22 protein-coding genes are annotated in these 17,779 nt (G+C 70.6%); 8 read left to right on the top strand and 14 right to left on the bottom strand.

Annotation, left to right across the window (positions count from 1 at the left end; all coding sequences use genetic code 11):
* Window positions 1–9: 9 nt before the first annotated feature.
* The 3 genes from ABD295_RS12960 to ABD295_RS12950 are packed head-to-tail and all read right to left on the bottom strand — an operon-like array spanning window position 10 to window position 2,690.
* The gene (locus ABD295_RS12960; protein WP_344304163.1) at window positions 10–951 is read right to left on the bottom strand and encodes a nucleotidyltransferase family protein; all 942 of its coding nucleotides are present in this window, start codon (window positions 949–951) and stop codon (window positions 10–12) included.
* The gene (locus ABD295_RS12955; RefSeq protein WP_344304162.1) at window positions 941–1,225 is read right to left on the bottom strand and encodes a PqqD family protein; all 285 of its coding nucleotides are present in this window, start codon (window positions 1,223–1,225) and stop codon (window positions 941–943) included. Before ABD295_RS12955 ends, ABD295_RS12960 begins: the two co-directional genes overlap by 11 nt.
* Before the next feature lie 4 nt (window positions 1,226–1,229).
* Window positions 1,230–2,690, bottom strand: coding sequence for a tyrosine-protein kinase domain-containing protein (locus ABD295_RS12950; RefSeq protein WP_344304161.1), 1,461 nt, complete (start codon window positions 2,688–2,690; stop codon window positions 1,230–1,232).
* 96 nt (window positions 2,691–2,786) lie between these two features.
* Here ABD295_RS12950 and ABD295_RS12945 point away from each other — a divergent pair, with 96 nt between their 5' ends.
* Window positions 2,787–3,611, top strand: coding sequence for a hypothetical protein (locus tag ABD295_RS12945; protein WP_344304160.1), 825 nt, complete (start codon window positions 2,787–2,789; stop codon window positions 3,609–3,611).
* Window positions 3,608–3,886 (top strand): RNA-dependent RNA polymerase family protein, encoded by a 279-nt coding sequence (locus ABD295_RS12940; RefSeq protein WP_344304159.1) that lies wholly within the window; start codon window positions 3,608–3,610, stop codon window positions 3,884–3,886. The genes ABD295_RS12945 and ABD295_RS12940 overlap by 4 nt, the downstream gene beginning before the upstream one ends.
* A gap of 110 nt (window positions 3,887–3,996) precedes the next feature.
* Here the strand turns inward: ABD295_RS12940 and ABD295_RS12935 are convergent, their stop codons facing one another.
* The 6 genes from ABD295_RS12935 to ABD295_RS12910 form a co-directional block, all read right to left on the bottom strand.
* A complete protein-coding gene (locus ABD295_RS12935; protein WP_344304158.1) occupies window positions 3,997–4,293 on the bottom strand; it encodes a DUF1416 domain-containing protein in 297 nt (98 codons plus the stop codon).
* Window positions 4,293–5,141, bottom strand: coding sequence for a sulfurtransferase (locus ABD295_RS12930; protein ID WP_344304157.1), 849 nt, complete (start codon window positions 5,139–5,141; stop codon window positions 4,293–4,295). The genes ABD295_RS12935 and ABD295_RS12930 overlap by 1 nt, the downstream gene beginning before the upstream one ends.
* 9 nt (window positions 5,142–5,150) lie before the next feature.
* On the bottom strand, window positions 5,151–5,669 hold the full coding sequence (locus ABD295_RS12925) for a DUF4395 domain-containing protein (RefSeq protein WP_344304156.1): 519 nt from the start codon (window positions 5,667–5,669) through the stop codon (window positions 5,151–5,153).
* A gap of 211 nt (window positions 5,670–5,880) precedes the next feature.
* A complete protein-coding gene (locus tag ABD295_RS12920) occupies window positions 5,881–6,345 on the bottom strand; it encodes a TlpA family protein disulfide reductase (RefSeq protein WP_344304155.1) in 465 nt (154 codons plus the stop codon).
* Between the two features lie 34 nt (window positions 6,346–6,379).
* Window positions 6,380–8,200 carry a polysaccharide biosynthesis protein gene (locus tag ABD295_RS12915; protein WP_344304154.1) on the bottom strand — a complete coding sequence of 607 codons (1,821 nt, stop codon included), beginning with the start codon at window positions 8,198–8,200 and terminating at the stop codon, window positions 6,380–6,382.
* A gap of 188 nt (window positions 8,201–8,388) precedes the next feature.
* Complete coding sequence (locus ABD295_RS12910; RefSeq protein WP_344304153.1) at window positions 8,389–8,694, bottom strand: MoaD/ThiS family protein; 306 nt, start codon at window positions 8,692–8,694, stop codon at window positions 8,389–8,391.
* A gap of 54 nt (window positions 8,695–8,748) precedes the next feature.
* Between ABD295_RS12910 and ABD295_RS12905 the strand changes: the two genes are divergently transcribed.
* The gene (locus tag ABD295_RS12905) at window positions 8,749–9,477 is read left to right on the top strand and encodes a response regulator transcription factor (protein WP_344304152.1); all 729 of its coding nucleotides are present in this window, start codon (window positions 8,749–8,751) and stop codon (window positions 9,475–9,477) included.
* Window positions 9,478–9,483: 6 nt separating this feature from the next.
* Window positions 9,484–10,317: a mycothiol synthase gene (mshD, locus tag ABD295_RS12900; RefSeq protein ID WP_344304151.1), complete on the top strand. Its 834-nt coding sequence runs from the start codon at window positions 9,484–9,486 to the stop codon at window positions 10,315–10,317.
* A 12-nt stretch (window positions 10,318–10,329) separates the two neighbouring features.
* Here the strand turns inward: mshD and ygfZ are convergent, their stop codons facing one another.
* Genes ygfZ through ABD295_RS12885 form a run of 3 tightly spaced genes read right to left on the bottom strand, consistent with a single transcriptional unit; the run spans window position 10,330 to window position 12,213 of the window.
* The gene (gene ygfZ, locus ABD295_RS12895; protein ID WP_344304150.1) at window positions 10,330–11,295 is read right to left on the bottom strand and encodes a CAF17-like 4Fe-4S cluster assembly/insertion protein YgfZ; all 966 of its coding nucleotides are present in this window, start codon (window positions 11,293–11,295) and stop codon (window positions 10,330–10,332) included.
* Window positions 11,292–11,714 (bottom strand): Fur family transcriptional regulator, encoded by a 423-nt coding sequence (locus ABD295_RS12890; protein ID WP_344304149.1) that lies wholly within the window; start codon window positions 11,712–11,714, stop codon window positions 11,292–11,294. Before ABD295_RS12890 ends, ygfZ begins: the two co-directional genes overlap by 4 nt.
* Before the next feature lie 7 nt (window positions 11,715–11,721).
* Entirely contained in the window at window positions 11,722–12,213 is a 492-nt protein-coding gene (locus tag ABD295_RS12885) for a heme-binding beta-barrel domain-containing protein (RefSeq protein WP_344304148.1), read from the bottom strand.
* 22 nt (window positions 12,214–12,235) lie between these two features.
* Here ABD295_RS12885 and ABD295_RS12880 point away from each other — a divergent pair, with 22 nt between their 5' ends.
* The 4 genes from ABD295_RS12880 (at window position 12,236) to ABD295_RS12865 (ending at window position 16,641) form a co-directional block, all read left to right on the top strand.
* On the top strand, window positions 12,236–12,598 hold the full coding sequence (locus ABD295_RS12880) for a DsrE family protein (protein WP_344304147.1): 363 nt from the start codon (window positions 12,236–12,238) through the stop codon (window positions 12,596–12,598).
* A 91-nt stretch (window positions 12,599–12,689) separates the two neighbouring features.
* Window positions 12,690–14,891, top strand: a complete 2,202-nt coding sequence (locus ABD295_RS12875; protein WP_344304146.1) for an RNA degradosome polyphosphate kinase — start codon at window positions 12,690–12,692, stop codon at window positions 14,889–14,891.
* Window positions 14,892–15,011: 120 nt separating this feature from the next.
* Entirely contained in the window at window positions 15,012–15,632 is a 621-nt protein-coding gene (locus tag ABD295_RS12870) for a DUF47 domain-containing protein (protein ID WP_344304145.1), read from the top strand.
* A gap of 4 nt (window positions 15,633–15,636) precedes the next feature.
* Window positions 15,637–16,641 (top strand): inorganic phosphate transporter, encoded by a 1,005-nt coding sequence (locus tag ABD295_RS12865; protein ID WP_344304144.1) that lies wholly within the window; start codon window positions 15,637–15,639, stop codon window positions 16,639–16,641.
* A gap of 16 nt (window positions 16,642–16,657) precedes the next feature.
* Here the strand turns inward: ABD295_RS12865 and ABD295_RS21200 are convergent, their stop codons facing one another.
* A complete protein-coding gene (locus ABD295_RS21200) occupies window positions 16,658–16,768 on the bottom strand; it encodes a winged helix-turn-helix domain-containing protein (protein WP_425574079.1) in 111 nt (36 codons plus the stop codon).
* Between the two features lie 135 nt (window positions 16,769–16,903).
* Window positions 16,904–17,674: a phosphate ABC transporter ATP-binding protein PstB gene (gene pstB, locus ABD295_RS12860; protein WP_344304433.1), complete on the bottom strand. Its 771-nt coding sequence runs from the start codon at window positions 17,672–17,674 to the stop codon at window positions 16,904–16,906.
* Between the last annotated feature and the right edge of the window lie 105 nt (window positions 17,675–17,779).

Raw genomic sequence — 17,779 nt, 5'->3', positions numbered from 1 at the left:
CGACGGACGTCACGTCGGTCTCCAGACCCTCAGGACCCACTCGCGAGCCTTCTGTCGCCAAAGGTCGAACGCGGCGCGCGGCACGCTGCGAAACCCTCGGCGGAGCCGCCTGACGCGTGCTCTCAGCAGGCTCTCCCCGTCGCCCCCGTGAAAGGTCCGGATCTCGTCGTCGCTCAGCAGGACGGCGCGCCAGATCAGCTGGGGCCACCGTCGCAAGGGCGAGCTACCGAGCTGGTAGATCCACGTGGACGAGCGAGGGGAGCTGACGCGCTTGTTCCACGACGCCAGCTGAGCATGGTGACCCGGCCCGGTGACCGTCCCGCTGGGCCGGCCGAGCGCCTCCAGGAACGGTCCGAGGGTCACCGCAGCGCCCGTCACCTCGGCGAAGTCCACGAGCTCGTCGAGGTCGTGCACCGACAGGGTCCGCGCGGCCCGCTGCACCAGCAGCTCCAGCTCGAGATCGTCCGTCTCCGGTCGCTTCTCACGCAGCAGGTGCAGGGCAGCGATCGCGGCGTGCGCGACACGATCGGGAGTGAGCACGGGAGCGCCCGCCAGCTCGACGGTGGTCCGGCGGCACCACAGCGCCTCGAACACCGCGTCGGGCGGCGCCAGGAAACCCGGGAAGTAGTGGTGGGCGTCGATGGAGAGGGGCCACCAGTCGTTCAGCAGGTTGACCGAGTGCGCGGGCAGGAGCGTGGGCGCCGTCGACTCCAGCGCTCGACGCCAGCCGATCTCCTCCATCATGGCGACGACCGCGTCCAGGTCCGAGGGCGCCGCCAGGACGTCGATGTCGGCGTGCGGGCGAGGGTCCCGGAGCCCGAGCACCGCGAGCGACGGGCCCTTGATCGCGAGCACGCGGAGCTGGTTGGCCTCTGCCTCGTGGTGCACGACCGCCTGCAGGAGGGGAGCCCCCTCCTCCAGCGTGATGCGGGCTGCCAGGTCAGGGCTCACGGGTCAGCACGCCTTCGTCCTCGAGCCGGTGGAGGAACCGGCTCACCTCGTCGGCGATCACGTCGGGGGCGCCGTCGAAGCGCTCGACCAGCGCGGCGACGATCGCCTCGGCCGACCGGCCGCCGTCCGTCTCGGACCAGATGGCGGCCGCCGTGCCGTCGAGGATGCGCGGAGGCTCCCCTGGCGAGGTCAGCCTGACGATCGCGACCCGCTCGCCGGAGGACACGACGGCCAGGTGTGCCTGCCGCCGCCACGTGGTCGTGTCAGCTGTCATCAGGTCACCCGACATCGGCTCTGAGCCGGGATGCCCGGCGCTTGCCCTGAGCGCGGCGCCCCAGGGAACGGCCCGGCTGCTCGGTGGTCGACGAATACCCGTAGTAGCCGCCGTACGTCCCCTGGTCGCGCCGCGAGACCTTGTTCAGGACCACACCCAAGGTGGTGGCGTCGACGGCGTCCAGGTGGTCGAGCGCCTGGCGCAGCTGCTCGTCGAGGGTGCGTCCCGCCGAGATCACGACGAAGGCACCGTCCGCGCGGGCGGTGAGCACGGCGGCGTCGGTGACCGGGAGGAGTGGTGGTGCGTCCACGACGACCAGGGCCCCGGCCGCGAGCTTCTGCAGCAGCTGCCGCATCGACTTCGAGCCGAGCAGCTCGCTCGGGTTGGGAGGGATCGAGCCGGCTGCCAGCACCGCGAGGTTGGGATGGCCGGCCGCCTGCTGGACCGCCTCGTCCAGGGCGATCCGGCCGGCCAGGACGTCGGACAGGCCGGCGCCCTCGGCGAGCCCGAAGGACGCCGCGACCGTGGGCCGACGGAGGTCGCCGTCGACCAGGACGACGTCCTCCCCCGACGTCGCCACCGCAGCCGCCAGGTTGGCGGCGACGGTGGACTTGCCGTCACCGGGCAACGGGCTGGTGACGACGACGACGCGAGGCGGGTTGTCGACGTTCATGTACATCAAGTTGGTGCGCAGCTTGCGGAAGGCCTCGGACGACGACGCCTGCTCGACGGTCGGGCCACGAAGGCCAACGGCGAGCTCGGCCCGCTGCTGCGCCTCGCGGTCCAGGCCTGGGGAGGAGGGGATCTGACCGACGACGTTGACCGAGAAGTGCTCCTCGACGCCCTCCTTGGTCCGCAGCCTGCGGTCGCTGCTGTGCCTGATGCGGGCGTAGCCGAACCCCAGGAGCACGCCCACCCCTGCCCCGAGCACGAGATTGCGGGGCGGGTTGGGCGAGACGGGTGCGGTCGGGAGCGCGGCGGTCTCGACGGGCCGCACCCGCAGGGTGCCGGCGGCCTGCTTGCCGTCGGGGTCCTCGATCGCCTGCACCTGGTTCGCGATCCCGCGCACCCACGCATCTGCCAGGCGCTGAGCGTCCTTGGGCGTGCCGGCCCGTGCGGTCACCTCGAGGTTGACCGTGTCCAGGGGCTGCTCGACGGTGATGCTGCGGACGAGTGTCGACGGGCTGACGTCCAGCCCGAGCTCGTCGATGACGTCCTGCGCAGTCGCGCGGCTGGTGGCGATCCGGACGTACGACGTCGCCCGCGACTTCGCCAGCGAGTCGTTGATCGACGCCGAGGCGGCGTCCATGGCGGGTCCGGACGAGACCAAGCCGCTGGAGTTCGCGGCGTACACCTTCGGCTGGGTCCAGGTGTAGATCCCGGCCAGGACCACGGTGGCCGCGACGATCGCTCCCACGCCGACCCAGTGCGCCCGGAGGATGCGCCAGTACTCACGCAGTTCCATGATGGCGAGGGTTCTCCTGACAGGCGTAGGGCGAACAGGTAAATAAGACGGGCGTATCACACTATAAGTCGGTCACAGGTCCTTACACTGCGACTTGTGCCGATCTCCGCGGTTTGTTCGGTCTCCCTCTCCCTGCTCGGCACACCAGTGGTCGTGCAGGTGCTCGGAAGCGGCGCGGAGGGCCTGGCCGCCGGGGTCGAGCGAGCGTGGCGGCGGTGCGTGGCGGACGCCCCTCCCGGCGTCGAGCCGCACCCCGTGACAGCGGTGCTCGACGAGGATCCCGGCGTCGTGGCCGCGGCCCAGAGCGAGGGGCACCTCGCCGGCTCCGACGAGCTGTCGATCCTCGACTGGCTGTCGAGCCGGCTCACCCTCGAGGCGATCGAGTCGAGGCTCGGCCAGCTGTGGATGTTGCACGCGAGCGCCGTCGCCGACCCAGCCACCGGCAGCGCCATCGTGCTGGTGGCACCGTCCGGCACCGGCAAGACGACGGCGGCGCGCGCGCTGGGTCAGCACTTCGGCTACCTGACCGACGAGACCGCGGCGATCGCGGCCGACGGGACCGTGCTGCCCTACCCCAAGCCCCTCTCCGTGCTCGTCGACGGCCACCGGCCCAAGCGCCAGCTCTCGCCCGACGAGCTGGGCCTGCTCCCGACGCCGACGACGGCGAGGGTCGCCGCCGTGGTGCTGCTCGATCGGCGCCGGGAACCCACCGCACCCGAGGTGACCCACGTCCGGACGATCGAGGCCCTGCCGGCGCTGGCGGAGCAGACCTCGGCCCTCAAGCGACTGCCGCGCCCCCTGCACCTCGTCGCCGAGCACCTGCACGCCGTGGGCGGGCTGCGCCGGCTCACCTACTCCGACGCCGAGGACCTGCCCCCGGTGGTGGGCGAGCTGCTCTCGGCCGGACCGGACCGCTCGTGAGGTACTCCACGACAGCCGTGCACGACGTGTACGACGACGGCGACGAGTGCGTGGTCTTCGTGGGAGACGACGTGCTCGCCCTGTCCGTCCGGGCGACAGCGGCGTACCGCGCGGTGAGCGGTGGCCATGGTTCCGTGGAGGGCGTCGCCCGGGCCTTGCAGGAGGCCCTGGGTGAGCCACCGCCGGACGTCGCCCTCCTGGACGTCACGAACGAGACGCTACGCGAGCTCGCGGAGATCGGGCTGATCAAAGGAAGCGGCCGAGGAAGAGGCTGAAGACGGGCCTGAAGCAGGGTCCGTCCGCACGAAGCCGTGCACGACAAGGGCCCGACCACTCCTCTCGGAGTGACCGGGCCCTGTCGTCCTTCGGGTGGCAGTCGTGGGCCTCAGAGGCTGACCGTCACCTCCGCGATCTCACCGACGGCCGCGTCGACGGCCGTGTCGACCGGGTCCGCCTTGGGCGCCAGTGTGCGCAGGGTCCAGGAACCGTCCGCGGCGAAGAACCGGAAGTGCCCGGTCGCCGAGGTCGGGACCTCGGCGGTGAACTCACCGGTGCGGTCGAGCAGGCGCACGTAGGCGTTCGGCACCGGCTCGCCGTCGCGCACGACCTGGCCCTGCACGACGGCTTCCTTCTTGGTGTCGACGCCGTCGAGCGACAGCCCACCGCGCGTCACGCCGCACATCAGGCCTCACCGCGCTCGTCGCCGAGGGCGATCGGGACGCCGACGAGGGAGCCGTACTCGGTCCACGAGCCGTCGTAGTTCTTCACGTTGTCCTGTCCGAGCAGCTCCTTCAGCACGAACCACGTGTGCGACGAGCGCTCGCCGATGCGGCAGTAGGCGATGGTGTCCTTGCTCCAGTCGACGCCAGCCTCGGTGTAGAGCTCCTTGAGCTCGTCGTCGGAACGGAAAGTCCCGTCGTCGTTGGCGGCCTTGCTCCACGGCACGCTGGCCGCCGTCGGGATGTGCCCGGCGCGCTGGGCCTGCTCCTGCGGCAGGTGCGCCGGAGCCATCAGGCGCCCGGCGTACTCGTCGGGGCTGCGCACGTCGACGAGGTTCTGGGTGCCGATCGCGGCGACCGTCTCGTCGCGGAAGGCGCGGATCGACAGGTCCTGCTCCTGCGCGGTGTACGACGTCGCGTCACGCGACACGGCGTCGGCCACGAGCTCGCGCGAGTCGAGCTCCCACTTCTTGCGGCCGCCGTCGAGCAGGCGGACGTCGGCGTGCCCGTAGAGCTTGAAGTACCAGAAGGCGTAGGCGGCGAACCAGTTGTTGTTCCCGCCGTAGAGGACGACGGTGTCGTCGTTGGCGACGCCGCGCTCGGAGAGCAGCGCCTCGAACTGCTGCTTGTTGACGAAGTCCCGGCGGACCTGGTCCTGGAGGTCGGTCGTCCAGTCGAGCTTGATGGCGCCCTTGATGTGACCCTTGTCGTAGGCGGTGGTGTCCTCGTCGACCTCGATGAGGACGACCTTGTCGTCGTCGAGATGGTCCTCCACCCACTGGGCGGTGACGAGTGAGCTGTCTCGGGACATGCGGTTCTCCTAGGTGGTGGTGCTGGTGCGGTGGACGGGCGGCGTCAGGCCGACCGCTGAGCGAGTACGGGTCCGGGCGCGGACGGCCAGGAGGTAGATCTCACAGCCCAGGCAGAAGCCGAAGACCGCGTTGAGCAGCGCCGCGACCAGGGCCAGGCCGGTCGCAACCAGGCCGACGATGTCGGCGCCGGCGATGAAGCCGATCAGCCCCACCACCGCGAAGCCCAGGCCCACGGCCTGCGCGAACTGCGGCGGCGTGGCGTCCTCGAGGTGGTGCGGCGCCCTGAGCCGCGGGCGGACGAGACGGCGGAACAGCCAGGCGTGCGGCGTCCGCGTCACGCCCAGGGTCGCCCCGATCCCGAACAGCACGGCCTGGATCCCGAGGAGCGCCACGGCCCAGGGGCCGGGCGCGGTCAACAGGACAGCGGCGAGCACGAGGGACGTCAGCCCCGCCGCGAGCTGCGGTGCGCGCGGGTCGATCTGCCCTCGCGTGGCCGCGGAGGCTCCCACTTGTGACAAGGGGCTCATGAAAGTCCTGACGTGAGAAGTCGAGTAATCCACTCGACAATAGCAACGGGAAACGTGGCTGCTCAGACGGACATGCGACACAGCGACGAGCGCACGCGGCAGTGATCCACCGCGCGGCGCTTGGTCAGCCAGGTCGTCGACATGACAGCCAATGTAGGGCGCGGAGTCTCCCCCGTCCGCCGGACGTCCCAAATGGTGGGACTCTTGTCCATCATCCGAGACCCGCAACGGACTCGAGCGCCACCAGCACCTGCTCACGGCGGGGGGCACCCGTCGCGCGGGTCGACTCACGCCCGTGCGCGTCGAGCACCAGCGTCGTCGGGGTCCGGACCACGCCGAGCCGGCGGACCAGCTCGAGGTGGTGCTCGGCGTCGATCTCGACGTGCGCCACTCCAGGGACGCGCTCCGCCACGAAGGCCAGGGTCTGCCGCGCAGCCCGGCAGGGAGCACAGAACGCCGTCGAGAACTGCAGCAGCGTGGCCCGCTCGCCCAGCGCATCGGCGTACTCCGTGCTGGCGAGCACGTTGACCGAGGGCCCCGGAGGAGCGCCCTCGTGAGCGCTCGCACCGCGGACCTCGTGCGTCCCGCGGAACCGTCCGTCCGACCACGCCCGCCACAGCCCGAGCGCCACCGCCGCCGCGACGGCGACGACCAACACCCAGCCTCCAGTGGTCACGCCGGTTCGAACGCTCGCGGGGCCTCGGAGATTCCTAGGCCAGGACGGACACCTCGCCCTGCGACAGCCGGGCCAGCGCCGACGTCACGACGTGGGCGTGGCCCGCGTCGGGGAGCAGGTCGAGCTCATCGAGCGCGACGTCCGGAACCGGGACGTGGTTGATCAGGGGGTGCACGGTCCGCACCGACCGGGGCTCGTCGTCGCCGAAGAGCTCCTCCTCGAGCTTCTCGCCCTGGCGCAGGCCGGTGAACTCGATGCGCACGTGCTCGCCATGCATCTCGATCAGCTGGTGCGCGACGTCGAGGATGCGCACGGCCTCGCCCATGTCGAGCACCAGCGCCTCCCGTGAGGAGCCGATCGCACCCGCCTGGACGACGAGCTGGCAGGCCTCCTCGATCGTCATGAAATAGCGAGTCACATCGGGGTGCGTCACGGTCAGCGGGCCGCCGTTCGCGATCTGGCTGGCGAACGCGGTGAGCACGGAGCCGCGGCTGCCGAGCACGTTGCCGAAGCGCACCGAGACGCTCGTCATGTCGGGCGCCAGGGCGGCGTAGGAGGCGGTGATGCGCTCGGCGAGCCGCTTGGAGTAGCCGAGCACGCTGACCGGGTTCGCCGCCTTGTCGGTGGAGATGTTGACGAAGCGCTCGACGCCGGCGGCACGAGAGGCGTCGAGGACGTTGCGGGTGCCGATGACGTTGGTCTTGACCGCCTCGGCGGGGTACTGCTCCAGCATCGGGAGATGCTTGAGCGCCGCTGCATGGAAGACGACCTCGGGACGGCGGTCCTCGAAGATCCGCGTCAACGTCGCCACGTCGCGGATGTCGCACAGCACGACCCCGTCGTCGTCGAGCAGGGCGCGCCCGCTCAGCGAGAGCTGCACCGCATGGAGAGCGGACTCGTCGCGATCCAGCATGATCAGCTGCTCGGGGGAGAAGCGGGAGATCTGCCGGCAGAGCTCGGAGCCGATGGAGCCGCCGGCGCCCGTGACCAGGATCCGCCGGCCGGTGAGATAGCCGGCGATGCCGTCGATGTCGGTGTCCAGCTGGTTGCGGCCGAGGACGTCGGTGAGGTTGAGGTCGCGCACGTCGCGCACGCCGACGCGGCCGGAGATCAGCTCGGTGCTGGCGGGGAGCACCTTCAGGTCGACCCGCAGCTCGCTGGCGACGCTGCTGATCTCGCGGACGAGAGCCTGTCCGGCGCTGGGCATCGCCAGGATCACGGTACGGACCTGGTGACGGCCGACGACGCCGCGCAGCTCGTGGGTCGACCCGCTGACGGGGACGCCGCGGATGCGCAGGTGCCGCTTGCGCGGGTCGTCGTCGACCATGGCGACGGGCTGCCAGCGTCCGTCCGGGTCGCGCAGCATCGAGCTGATCAGCTCTCGGGCGGCCTCCCCGGCGCCGACCAGCACGACGGGTTCGCTCGCGCCGCGCCCGCGGCGTACGTTCTCGGCGCGCCGCTCCGCGAGACGCCGCACAGTGGCCCGGCCCCAGCAGGCGAGCACGACGAAGCAGAGCGTGGCGATGGCCGGGACGCTGCGCGGGACGTCGATGGCGACGAGGTTGACCGCGAACACCAGGCTCCCGGCGACAGCGGCGACGGTACCGATCAGCAGCATCTCGTCGAGACTGGCCAACCGGGCACGGCCCTCGTGGAGCCGCGGTGCCATCCCGGCGACGAGGTAGACCGCTGCGATGACCACACCGACCAGCAAGGTCGGCTGCCAGCGGATGTCCGAGAGCTCCTGCATGCGCAGCACGACGGCGCTGCTGACAGCCAGGACCCACATGGCGACGTCGAAGCAGATCAGCATCGCGGTCTGCCACTGCCGCAACGTGAGCAACCTCTGCCTCATCGGGAACTCTCTAGGACGGAACGGTTCGATCGGGTGGTCCGTCACCGTCCCGAGCCGACGTTCGAACCGCTCATCACGGTAGGGGCGAGGGGGAGCGCGCGTAGCGTGCGCGGTTCATCGAGGTGAAAGTCAGTACTTCGGCTCCCACGTCCATGGAGTACTGATGCACTAGGCCCCGCGCAGGGCGCTCAGCCGCCGGCGAAGGGCGGCAGGAACTCCACGGTCTGCCCGGGAGCGACGAGCACGTCGGCGGGGTCGCGGGTGGAGACCGGCTGGTCACCCAGCAGCACCGAGCAGCCGGCCAGGACGGCTCCCAGCCGCTCCGGCCTCCCGACCAGCACCCGCTCGACCAGCTCCGCCAGCGTGAGCGGCTCGGAGGCCTCCACCCTCACCTCCGCAACGCCTGCGGCGGCTCGCGCAGCAGCCCAGAAACGGACCGAGACGGCCGTCGCAGCGGTCTCATGTTCGTCGGGCGCACGGTCGGTGGAGGGCATCGCCGGATATTCTTGCCCATCGCGCCTGACGACTAGCAGGGACCGAGGAGGCACATGAGCACGCTGCTGCTGCTCACCAGCGCCCTCCAGCCGTCGGTGGAGGTGCTGCCCGGCCTCGCGCTGCTGGGGCACTCGGTCAAGATCCTCCCGGCCCAGGGCAGCGCCCTCCTCGACGCCCCTGACAGCGACCTGCTCCTCGTGGACGGCCGTCAGGAGCTCGCCCACGCGCGCGACCTGTGTCGCCTCATCCGCACGACCGGCACCGACGTCCCGGTCCTCCTCGTGGTCACCGAGGGCGGGCTCGCCGTCGTCGCGCACGACTGGGGGATGGACGACGTCGTCCTGCACACCTGCGGGCCTGCCGAGCTCGAGGCCCGCATCCGGCTGGCCATCGGTCGCCTCAACGCCCGGCGCGACGCCAACGACCCCGAGTCGCACGTGATCCGGACGGGCGAGGTCACGGTGGACGAGGCGACCTACACCGCCAAGATCAGCGGCCGCCCGCTCGACCTGACCTTCAAGGAGTTCGAGCTGCTGAAGTTCTTGGCCCAGCACCCGGGCCGGGTGTTCAGCCGTCAGCAGCTGCTCTCCGAGGTCTGGGGCTACGACTACTTCGGCGGCACCCGCACCGTCGACGTGCACGTCCGGCGCCTGCGCGCCAAGCTCGGCCCCGAGAACGAGACCCTGATCGGCACCGTCCGCAACGTCGGTTACCGCTTCGTCCTGCCGGCCAAGGAGCGCGCGGACCAGCCGGCCGTCGCGACCGAGCACACCGACGCCTGACCTGTCGTGACCAGCTCGATGCCCGACCTGCGGGCCGTCGCCGAGATCTCGGCCGCGGCGGCCGCCACCGACGGCGTCGAGCCTCTCGATGAGGCGACGTGGCTCGCGCTGCGCCACCCCGAGCAGCACGAGATCGACCTGGTCGTCACCGAGCACGGCTTCGCCGTCGTCCTCGACGGCTCGCTGAGCGTGGTGGTGCGGCCCGGCTCACGCCGCCAGGGGTACGCCGCCGCGCTGCTCGACGCCGTGCTCCCCCGCCATCCGGGGCCGCTCGACGCGTGGTCGCACGGCAACCACCCGGGTGCCGCGGCCCTGGCCGCCCACCACGGCTTCGACAGGGTGCGTGACCTCTGGGTGATGCGCAGGCCGGCGCGGCCGGCGCCCGCGCCCCACCTCCCGCCGGGCGTGACGATCCGCGGCTACCACCCCGGCGACCGCGACCAGCTGCTCCGCGTCAACGCGGCGGCGTTCGCGAGCCACCCCGAGCAGGGCGCCATGGACAGCGCCGACCTGGCCGCCAGGATGGCCGAGCCGTGGTTCGACGCCGACGACCTGCTCGTCGCCGTCGACCCCGACGGCGTCCTCCTGGGCTTCCACTGGACCAAGGTGCACTCACGCGAGGTCGGGGAGGTCTACGTCGTCGGCGTGGCCCCCGAGGGCCAGGGCCGCGGCCTCGGCCGGCTGCTCACCGCCGAGGGCCTGCACCACCTCGCCGAGCGCGGGGTCGACGAGGTGCACCTCTACGTCGAGTCCGACAACGCGCCGGCCATCGCGGTCTACGAGAAGGCCGGCTTCACCCACACCCCCGCCGACACCCACGTGATGTACGCGCGGAGGTAGGGCACTGTCGACCTAGCGAAGCTTGGGCCGCACGTGCAGCCCGACCTCGGGGTCGACCAGCACCTCCTGCGCCGCAGGCAGCCCGTCGACCTCGAGCTGGACGTCGAGCGGCACGTTGCGCTTGACCAACGCCAGTGCGATCGGGCCGAGCTCGTGATGGCGTGCGGAGGTGCCGACGAAGCCGACGCTGCGACCGTCGTGGAGCAGCTCGGCCCCGACGGCGGGCAAGCGGTTCTCCGAGCCGTCGAGGTGCAGCAACGTCAGCCGGCGCGGCGGCCGGCCGAGGGTGTGCACCCGCGCCACCGTCTCCTGCCCTCGGTAGCACCCCTTGTCGAGGTGCACCGCGGGGCCGATCCACCCGGCCTCGTTGGGGATCGTGCGATGGTCGGTGTCGAGCCCCAGTCGCGGCTCGCCGCGGGCGATGCGCAACGCCTCGAAGGCCCACAGCCCGGCGGCCGGGCCGGCTGCGGCGGCGTACGTCGCCAGCTGGTCGCGCGGGACCAGCTCGTACGCCGCGTAGGGCCCGCCGTCGACCGGGTCGGTCCCGTCGCGCGGGCGCCACGTGACGGCGAGCTCGGACGTCGCCTCCGCGACCTCGACGCGCATCATGAAGCGCATCCGGTCGAGGAACTGCACCAGCGCCGCGGCGGCGCCGGGCTCGGTGTGCGCGAGGAACGCCTCGCCGTCGTCGTACCCGTAGAACGCGTGCTCGACGTGGCCCTGCGGGCTGAGCACCAGCACGCCGGTCCACTGCCGTGGTGGCAGGTCCGTGAGGTGCTGGGTCGTGAGCGAGTGCAACCAGGTGAGCCGATCGGGCCCGCTCACCCTGATCACGTCGCGGTGGGAGAGATCGACGAACCCCTCACCCCGGGCCAGCGCTATCTGCTCGCCGTAGAGCGATCCGTAGTGCGCGGCGACCCCGGCGTCGACGCCCTCGGCGGCGACGGCGCCGGGCAGGGAGAGCAGGGGGCTCGTCACGACCCGTCCTCCGAGGAGCAGTCCGCGCAGTGACCGAAGACGGTCAGGTGACCGACGTCGACGACGAAGCGGTGCTCCTGGCGCAGGGCTGCAGTCAGGGTGGCGAGCATGTCCGGGTCAACAGACACGACCTTCTGGCAATTCCTGCAGACGATGTGGAAGTGCTCGTGGTCGGTGACGGTGTGGTACGTCGGCGCCCGGTCGCTGATGTGGGCGTGCCTGACCAGCCCGAGCTGCTCCAGCACCTCGAGCGTGCGGTAGACGGTCGAGGCGTTGACGGCGTTCGAGTGCTTGCGCACCTCGGCGAGCACGGCGTCGGGGGTGGCGTGGCCGAGCGTGTCGACGGCCGCCAGGATCAGCTCGCGTTGCGGCGTGAGGCGGTAGCCGCTGCTGCGGAGCTTGGCCTGCAGGTCGCTCATCGGCTGCTCACGCTCGCTGGAGTCGCGCCCAGAGGTGCGGTTGGAGCGGCTGGCCGACGGCCGACATGTCGTAGGCGTAGAGAAGGTCGCCCTCGACGTTGCCGTAGAGCCGGTGGCCCGCGGTGACCTCCTTGGCCGACTCGGTGCGGGCGATCGCGTCGGTCGCCAGCTCGAGCTTGCCGTCACCGGCCTCGCCGTACCAGATCTCGGCGAAGCCGGTGTGGTGCGCCAGCACGAGCTCCATCTTGCCCTCGGGACGACATCGCAGGAAGCCGGTCTCGATGGCTGCCTCGCGCACCTTCTCGTTGTTCTCGTCGACGATCCAGGCGCGCGCCATGTAGTGGAAGAACGGGCGGCCGTCATGCGCGAAGATCAGCTCCTGGCCGTACTCGTAGGGCTCGATCGTCGGGTAGTCGCCGCGGCCGTTCCCGCGCCACGTGCCGAGCATCCACGCGACCGGCCCGCAGTCGGGATGCAGGTTGTCGGGCAGCTCGAACATGGCTCCACACTAGTGTCACGGGATGGTTCGTTCACTCGTCGTCAAGGTCACCTGCGGGACCGAGGAGCCCGAGCGGCTCAACCAGGCCTTCACCGTCGCCGCCGCGGCGGTCGCCTCCGGGGCGGAGGTGTCGCTCTGGCTCACCGGGGAGGCCGCCTGGATGGGCGTGCCCGGTCGGGCCGAGGAGTTCTCGCTCCCGGAGGCCGCCGCGCTGGCCGACCTCCTCTCGGCCGTGGTCGGGGCCGGACGCGTCACGGTCTGCACCCAGTGCGCGGCCCGCCGCGGCATCGGGGAGGGCGACCTGCGCGAGGGCGTCCGCATCGCAGGGTCGGCGGCCTTCGCCGAAGAGGTGCTGGCGGACGGAGTGCAGGCGCTGGTCTACTGACCGCGTCGCTGGTCGAGCGGCGAACGGAGCGAGCGTTCAGTCAAGGCCGACGATCATCCGTCGTTCACGTTCCAGTGCCACACTCTCTGGCATGCCGGAGAGCCTCGACCTGCAGCACCGCGCGTCCAGCACGCGCGACGACGGCCCCGAGGGCGACGCGCTCTACGGCCATCCGACGGAGACCTTCGACGTCGAGCCGCCCTACGAGCCGGACGACGCCGAGCTGGCGGCGGTCGAGAAGTACGACGACCGTTTCCTCGACCGCGAGCTCTCCTGGCTGCAGCTGAACCAACGCGTCCTCGAGCTGGCCGAGGACGAGACGCTGCCACTCCTGGAACGGGTGCGCTTCCTGGCGATCTTCGCCAGCAACCTCGACGAGTTCTTCATGGTCCGGGTGGCGGGTCTCAAGCGCAGGATCGCGGCCGGAGTGGCCGTGCGGGCGGCGTCCGGGCTGCTCCCCCGTGAGATCCTCGAAGGACTGTGGGCGCGCAGCCGCGAGCTGATGGAGCGGCAGTCCGCGCTCTTCCGCGAAGGGATCGTGCCGGCCCTCGCCGAGCAGGACATCCGCCTGGTCCGCTGGGCCGATCTCGACCGCGACGAGCAGAAGATGGCCAAGCGTCACTACAAGGAGCGCGTCTTCCCCGTCCTGACGCCGCTCGCCGTCGACCCGGCGCACCCCTTCCCCTACATCTCCGGCCTGTCGCTCAACCTCGCCGTCCTGGTGCGCAACCCGAAGACCAAGACCGAGCACTTCGCACGGGTGAAGGTGCCGCCGATCTTCGACCGGTTCGTGCCGCTGGGCAACCAGCGCTTCGTGCCGCTCGAGGACGTCATCGGCGAGCACCTCAAGCGCCTCTTCCCCGGCATGGAGGTGCTCGGCTCCCACACCTTCCGGGTCACCCGCAACGAGGACCTCGAGGTCGAGGAGGACGACGCTGAGAACCTCCTCAAGGCCCTCGAGAAGGAGCTGCTACGACGCCGCTTCGGCCCGCCGGTGCGCCTCGAGGTCGAGGAGTCCATCGACCAGCGGGTGCTCGACCTCCTGATCTCCGAGCTCGGCATCCGTCCGGAGGAGGTCTTCAAGCTCCCGGGACCTCTCGACCTGACCGGGCTGCACGTCATCGCCGACCTGGGCCGCGAGGACCTCAAGTACCCCGCCTTCGTGCCGACCACCCACGCCCAGCTCGCCGAGGTCGAGTCCGCCTCACCGGTCGACGTCTTCGAGGCCGTACGCCGCCACGACGTGCTGCTGCACCACCCCTACGACTCGTTCGCCACCTCCGTGCAGCGCTTCATCGAGCAGGCGGCTGCCGACCCGCACGTGCTGGCGATCAAGCAGACGCTCTACCGCACCTCCGGTGACAGCCCCATCATCGATGCGCTCGTCGACGCGGCCGAGTCCGGCAAGCAGGTGCTCGTGGTCGTCGAGATCAAGGCGCGCTTCGACGAGCAGGCCAACATCCGCTGGGCGCGCAAGCTGGAGCAGGCCGGCTGCCACGTCGTCTACGGGCTCGTCGGCCTCAAGACCCACAGCAAGCTCTCCATGGTGGTGCGGGACGAGGCGCTGTACGGCGCCGGCATCCGGCGCTACACACACATCGGCACCGGCAACTACAACCCCAAGACGGCGCGCCTCTACGAAGACCTCGGACTCCTCACCGCCGACGACGCCATCGGCGAGGACGTCGCCCACCTCTTCAACAACCTCTCAGGGCTCTCGCTCAACACGACCTACGACTCGTTGCTCGTGGCGCCGGAGTCGGTGCGCGACGGGCTCGTCGACCGCATCCACCGCGAGATCCAGCACCACCAAGCAGGTCGGCCGGCGCGCATCCGCTTCAAGGCCAACGCGATCGTCGACGAGGGGGTCATCGACGCGCTCTACCTCGCCTCGCAGGCGGGCGTCCCGGTGGACCTCGTCGTCCGCGGCATCTGCAGCCTGCGCCCCGGCGTACCCGGTCTCTCCGAGACGATCCGGGTGCGTTCGATCCTGGGGCGCTTCCTGGAGCACAGCCGGGTCTACTGGTTCGCCAACGGCGACCCGGAGCATGTAGCCGAGAGCTGGATCGGGTCGGCCGACATGATGCACCGCAACCTCGACCGCCGCGTGGAGGTGCTGGTCCGGATCCCCGGTGAGGACAACTCGGGAGAGATCGGCCGCCTGCTGGACCTGCTCCTCGACGAGGAGACGGCGGCCTGGGAGCTCCAGTCCGACGGAGGCTGGGTGCGCAATGACGGCACCCGCCACCTGCACGAGGCACTGATCGCCGAGCAGCGCCGCCGCCGATCCTGAGGCTGTCCGGTCCGGTCCGGTGACCGGACGGCGTACGCCGACCCAACCGCGAGTTGCCGTCCGGTGACCCGATGGCCCTAGGCTGTTCGCGGCCCTGACCCCTTGACCTGGAGTTCCCCTGTGGCTTTTCGGTTCCGACCGGTCGATGCCTCGTTCTACGACCTCTTCCGCGAATCTTCCGAGCACCTCGTGGTGGGTGCTGACCTGTTGGCCGAGATGCTGGCCGCCGAGGATGTCGACCGCGAGGACGTCGCCCGCCGGATGCGCGAGGCCGAGCACGCGGCCGACGAGACCATGCACGCGATCGTCAAGCGGGTGAACTCCACCTTCGTGACGCCGTTCGACCGCGAGGACATCTACTCGCTGGCGTCCGGGCTCGACGACATCATGGACATGATGGACGAGGCCGTCGACCTGATCCTGCTGTACGAGGTCAAGCACATGCCGGCCGAGCTCTCCAACCAGGTCGAGGTCATCCAGCGCTGCGCCGAGCTGACCCGCGAGGCGATGCCGCGGCTGCAGTCGATGGGCGCCCTCGAGGAGTTCTGGATCGAGATCAACCGCCTCGAGAACCAAGGCGACAAGAGCTACCGCCGCACGCTCGCCAACCTCTTCAGCGGCGACTTCAAGGCCATCGAGGTCCTCAAGCTGAAGGACATCGTGACCTCGCTGGAGGGCGCCATCGACGCCTTCGAGAAGGTCGCCAACATCATCGAGCAGATCGTGGTCAAGGAGTCCTGACCCGATGGAATTGGCGATCGTCATCGCCGTGGTCGTCGTCGCCCTGGTGTTCGACTACACCAACGGCTTCCACGATGCCGCGAACGCCATCGCGACCTCGGTCTCGACGAGGGCGCTGACCCCGCGCGTCGCGCTGGCCATGGCCGCGGTGATGAACTTCGTGGGCGCCTTCCTGGGCCAGGAGGTCGCCAACACTGTCGGGTCGGTCATCTCGCCGCCGTCGGGCACCCACGGCCTGGTCGTCGTGATGGGCGGCCTGATCGGCGCGATCACGTGGAACCTCATCACGTGGTACTTCGGGCTGCCGTCGTCGTCGTCGCACGCCCTGATCGGCGGCCTGGTCGGCGCGGCGGTGGCGTCCGGCACGAGCGTGGCCTGGTCGACGGTGGTCGACAAGGTGCTGCTGCCGATGATCGCCTCGCCGCTCTTCGCCTTCTCCGCCGGCTTCGTGCTGATGCTGGCGATCATGTGGGGCTTCCGGCGCGCCAACCCGCACAAGGTGGGCCGGGGCTTCCGGATCGCCCAGACGGTCTCCGCGGCGGCCATGGCGCTCGGCCACGGCCTGCAGGACGCGCAGAAGACGATGGGCGTGATCTTCCTGGCGCTCCTGACCGGTGGCTTCGTCGGAGCTGACGACGACCTGCCGTTCTGGGTCATCTTCGTGTCCGCCGCCGCGATCTCGCTCGGCACCTACTCCGGCGGCTGGCGCATCATGCGCACCCTCGGCCGCCGCATCATCGCCCTCGACCCGCCGCGGGGCTTCGCGGCCGAGACGGTCGCGGCCGGCGTCCTCTACACCACGGCCTTCGTCTACGAGGCCCCCATCTCGACCACCCATACCATCACCTCGGCCGTGATGGGCGTCGGCGCCACCAAGCGCTTCTCGGCCGTCCGCTGGGGCGTCGCGCGGTCCATCCTGACCGCCTGGGTGCTGACCTTCCCCGCTGCCGGTCTCGTCGCTGCTGCGGCGTACTGGGTCTGCCACTTCCTGCTCGAGGTCGTCGGCTGACCGGCCACGGTCAGCGTCAGTCGAGCGCCAGCGCGTAGCCCCGGCCGCGGACCCTCCTGATGCGCGCGGTGCCCTCGAGCCTGCAGCGCAGCCGCGCGACGTGCACCGCGAGGGCGTTGTCGAGGATCAGCCCTCCCCCCGGTCGCCGTGCACCTCACGGCGAACGCACGTGCGTCGAGCTCCAAGGGACCGACGACGACGAGCGCGGCGTCGTGCAGCGGGTAGCAGGTGGCTTGGCCCGAGCGCTCCGCCCATGTGGTCCTCAGCCGAAGCGGCCAGAGATGTAGTCCTCGGTGCGTCGATCGCTCGGGTTGGAGAAGAGCGTCTTCGTCCGGTCGAACTCCACGAGGAGCCCGGTGCGGTTGCCCGTGGTCTCGTCGGCCTTGGCGGTGAAGAAGGCGGTGCGGTCGGAGACGCGCGCCGCCTGCTGCATGTTGTGCGTCACGATGATGATCGTGTAGTCCGAGCGCAGCTCCATCATCAGGTCCTCGATCCGCGAGGTGGCGATCGGGTCGAGTGCCGAGCACGGCTCGTCCATCAAGATCACGTCCGGCCTGGTCGCGATGGTGCGGGCGATGCACAGGCGCTGCTGCTGACCGCCCGACAGGCCGTACGCCGACTGCTTGAGCTTGTCCTTCACCTCGTCCCACAGTGCCGCGCCCCGGAGCGCCTGCTCGACGAGGTCGTCCATGCTGTCGACCTTCATGCCCGTCACGCGCGGGCCGTAGGCGATGTTGTCGAAGATGGACTTAGGGAACGGGTTGGGCTTCTGGAACACCATGCCGATGTGCGTCCGCACCGCGATGGGGTCGACGCCGCGGTCGTAGATGTTCTTGCCGTGGTAGGTCACCTCGCCCTCGACGCGGGCGCCGGCGACGAGGTCGTTCATCCGGTTCAGGCATCGAAGCACCGTCGACTTGCCACAGCCGGAGGGTCCGATGAGGGCGGTGATCTCGTTCTTGCCGAAGCGGAGGTCGACGTCGTGGACGGCGTGGAAGTCGCCGTAGAAGACGTTGAGCTTGTTCGCCTCCATCACGGGCTCGGGCGGGAGCTCCGGGAGCGTGCCCTGGTCCTCGCCGGCGACCGACGTCATCAGGTCCTCCTGGGGGTCCTTCGGCCGCGTGCTGAACGTCGCGGG

This window comes from Nocardioides bigeumensis (assembly GCF_039531755.1).
In the GTDB taxonomy this organism is placed as follows: Bacteria; Actinomycetota; Actinomycetes; order Propionibacteriales; family Nocardioidaceae; genus Nocardioides; species Nocardioides bigeumensis.
Note: the sequence above shows the minus strand (reverse complement) of the source record. Positions and strands in the feature narration are given on the sequence as shown.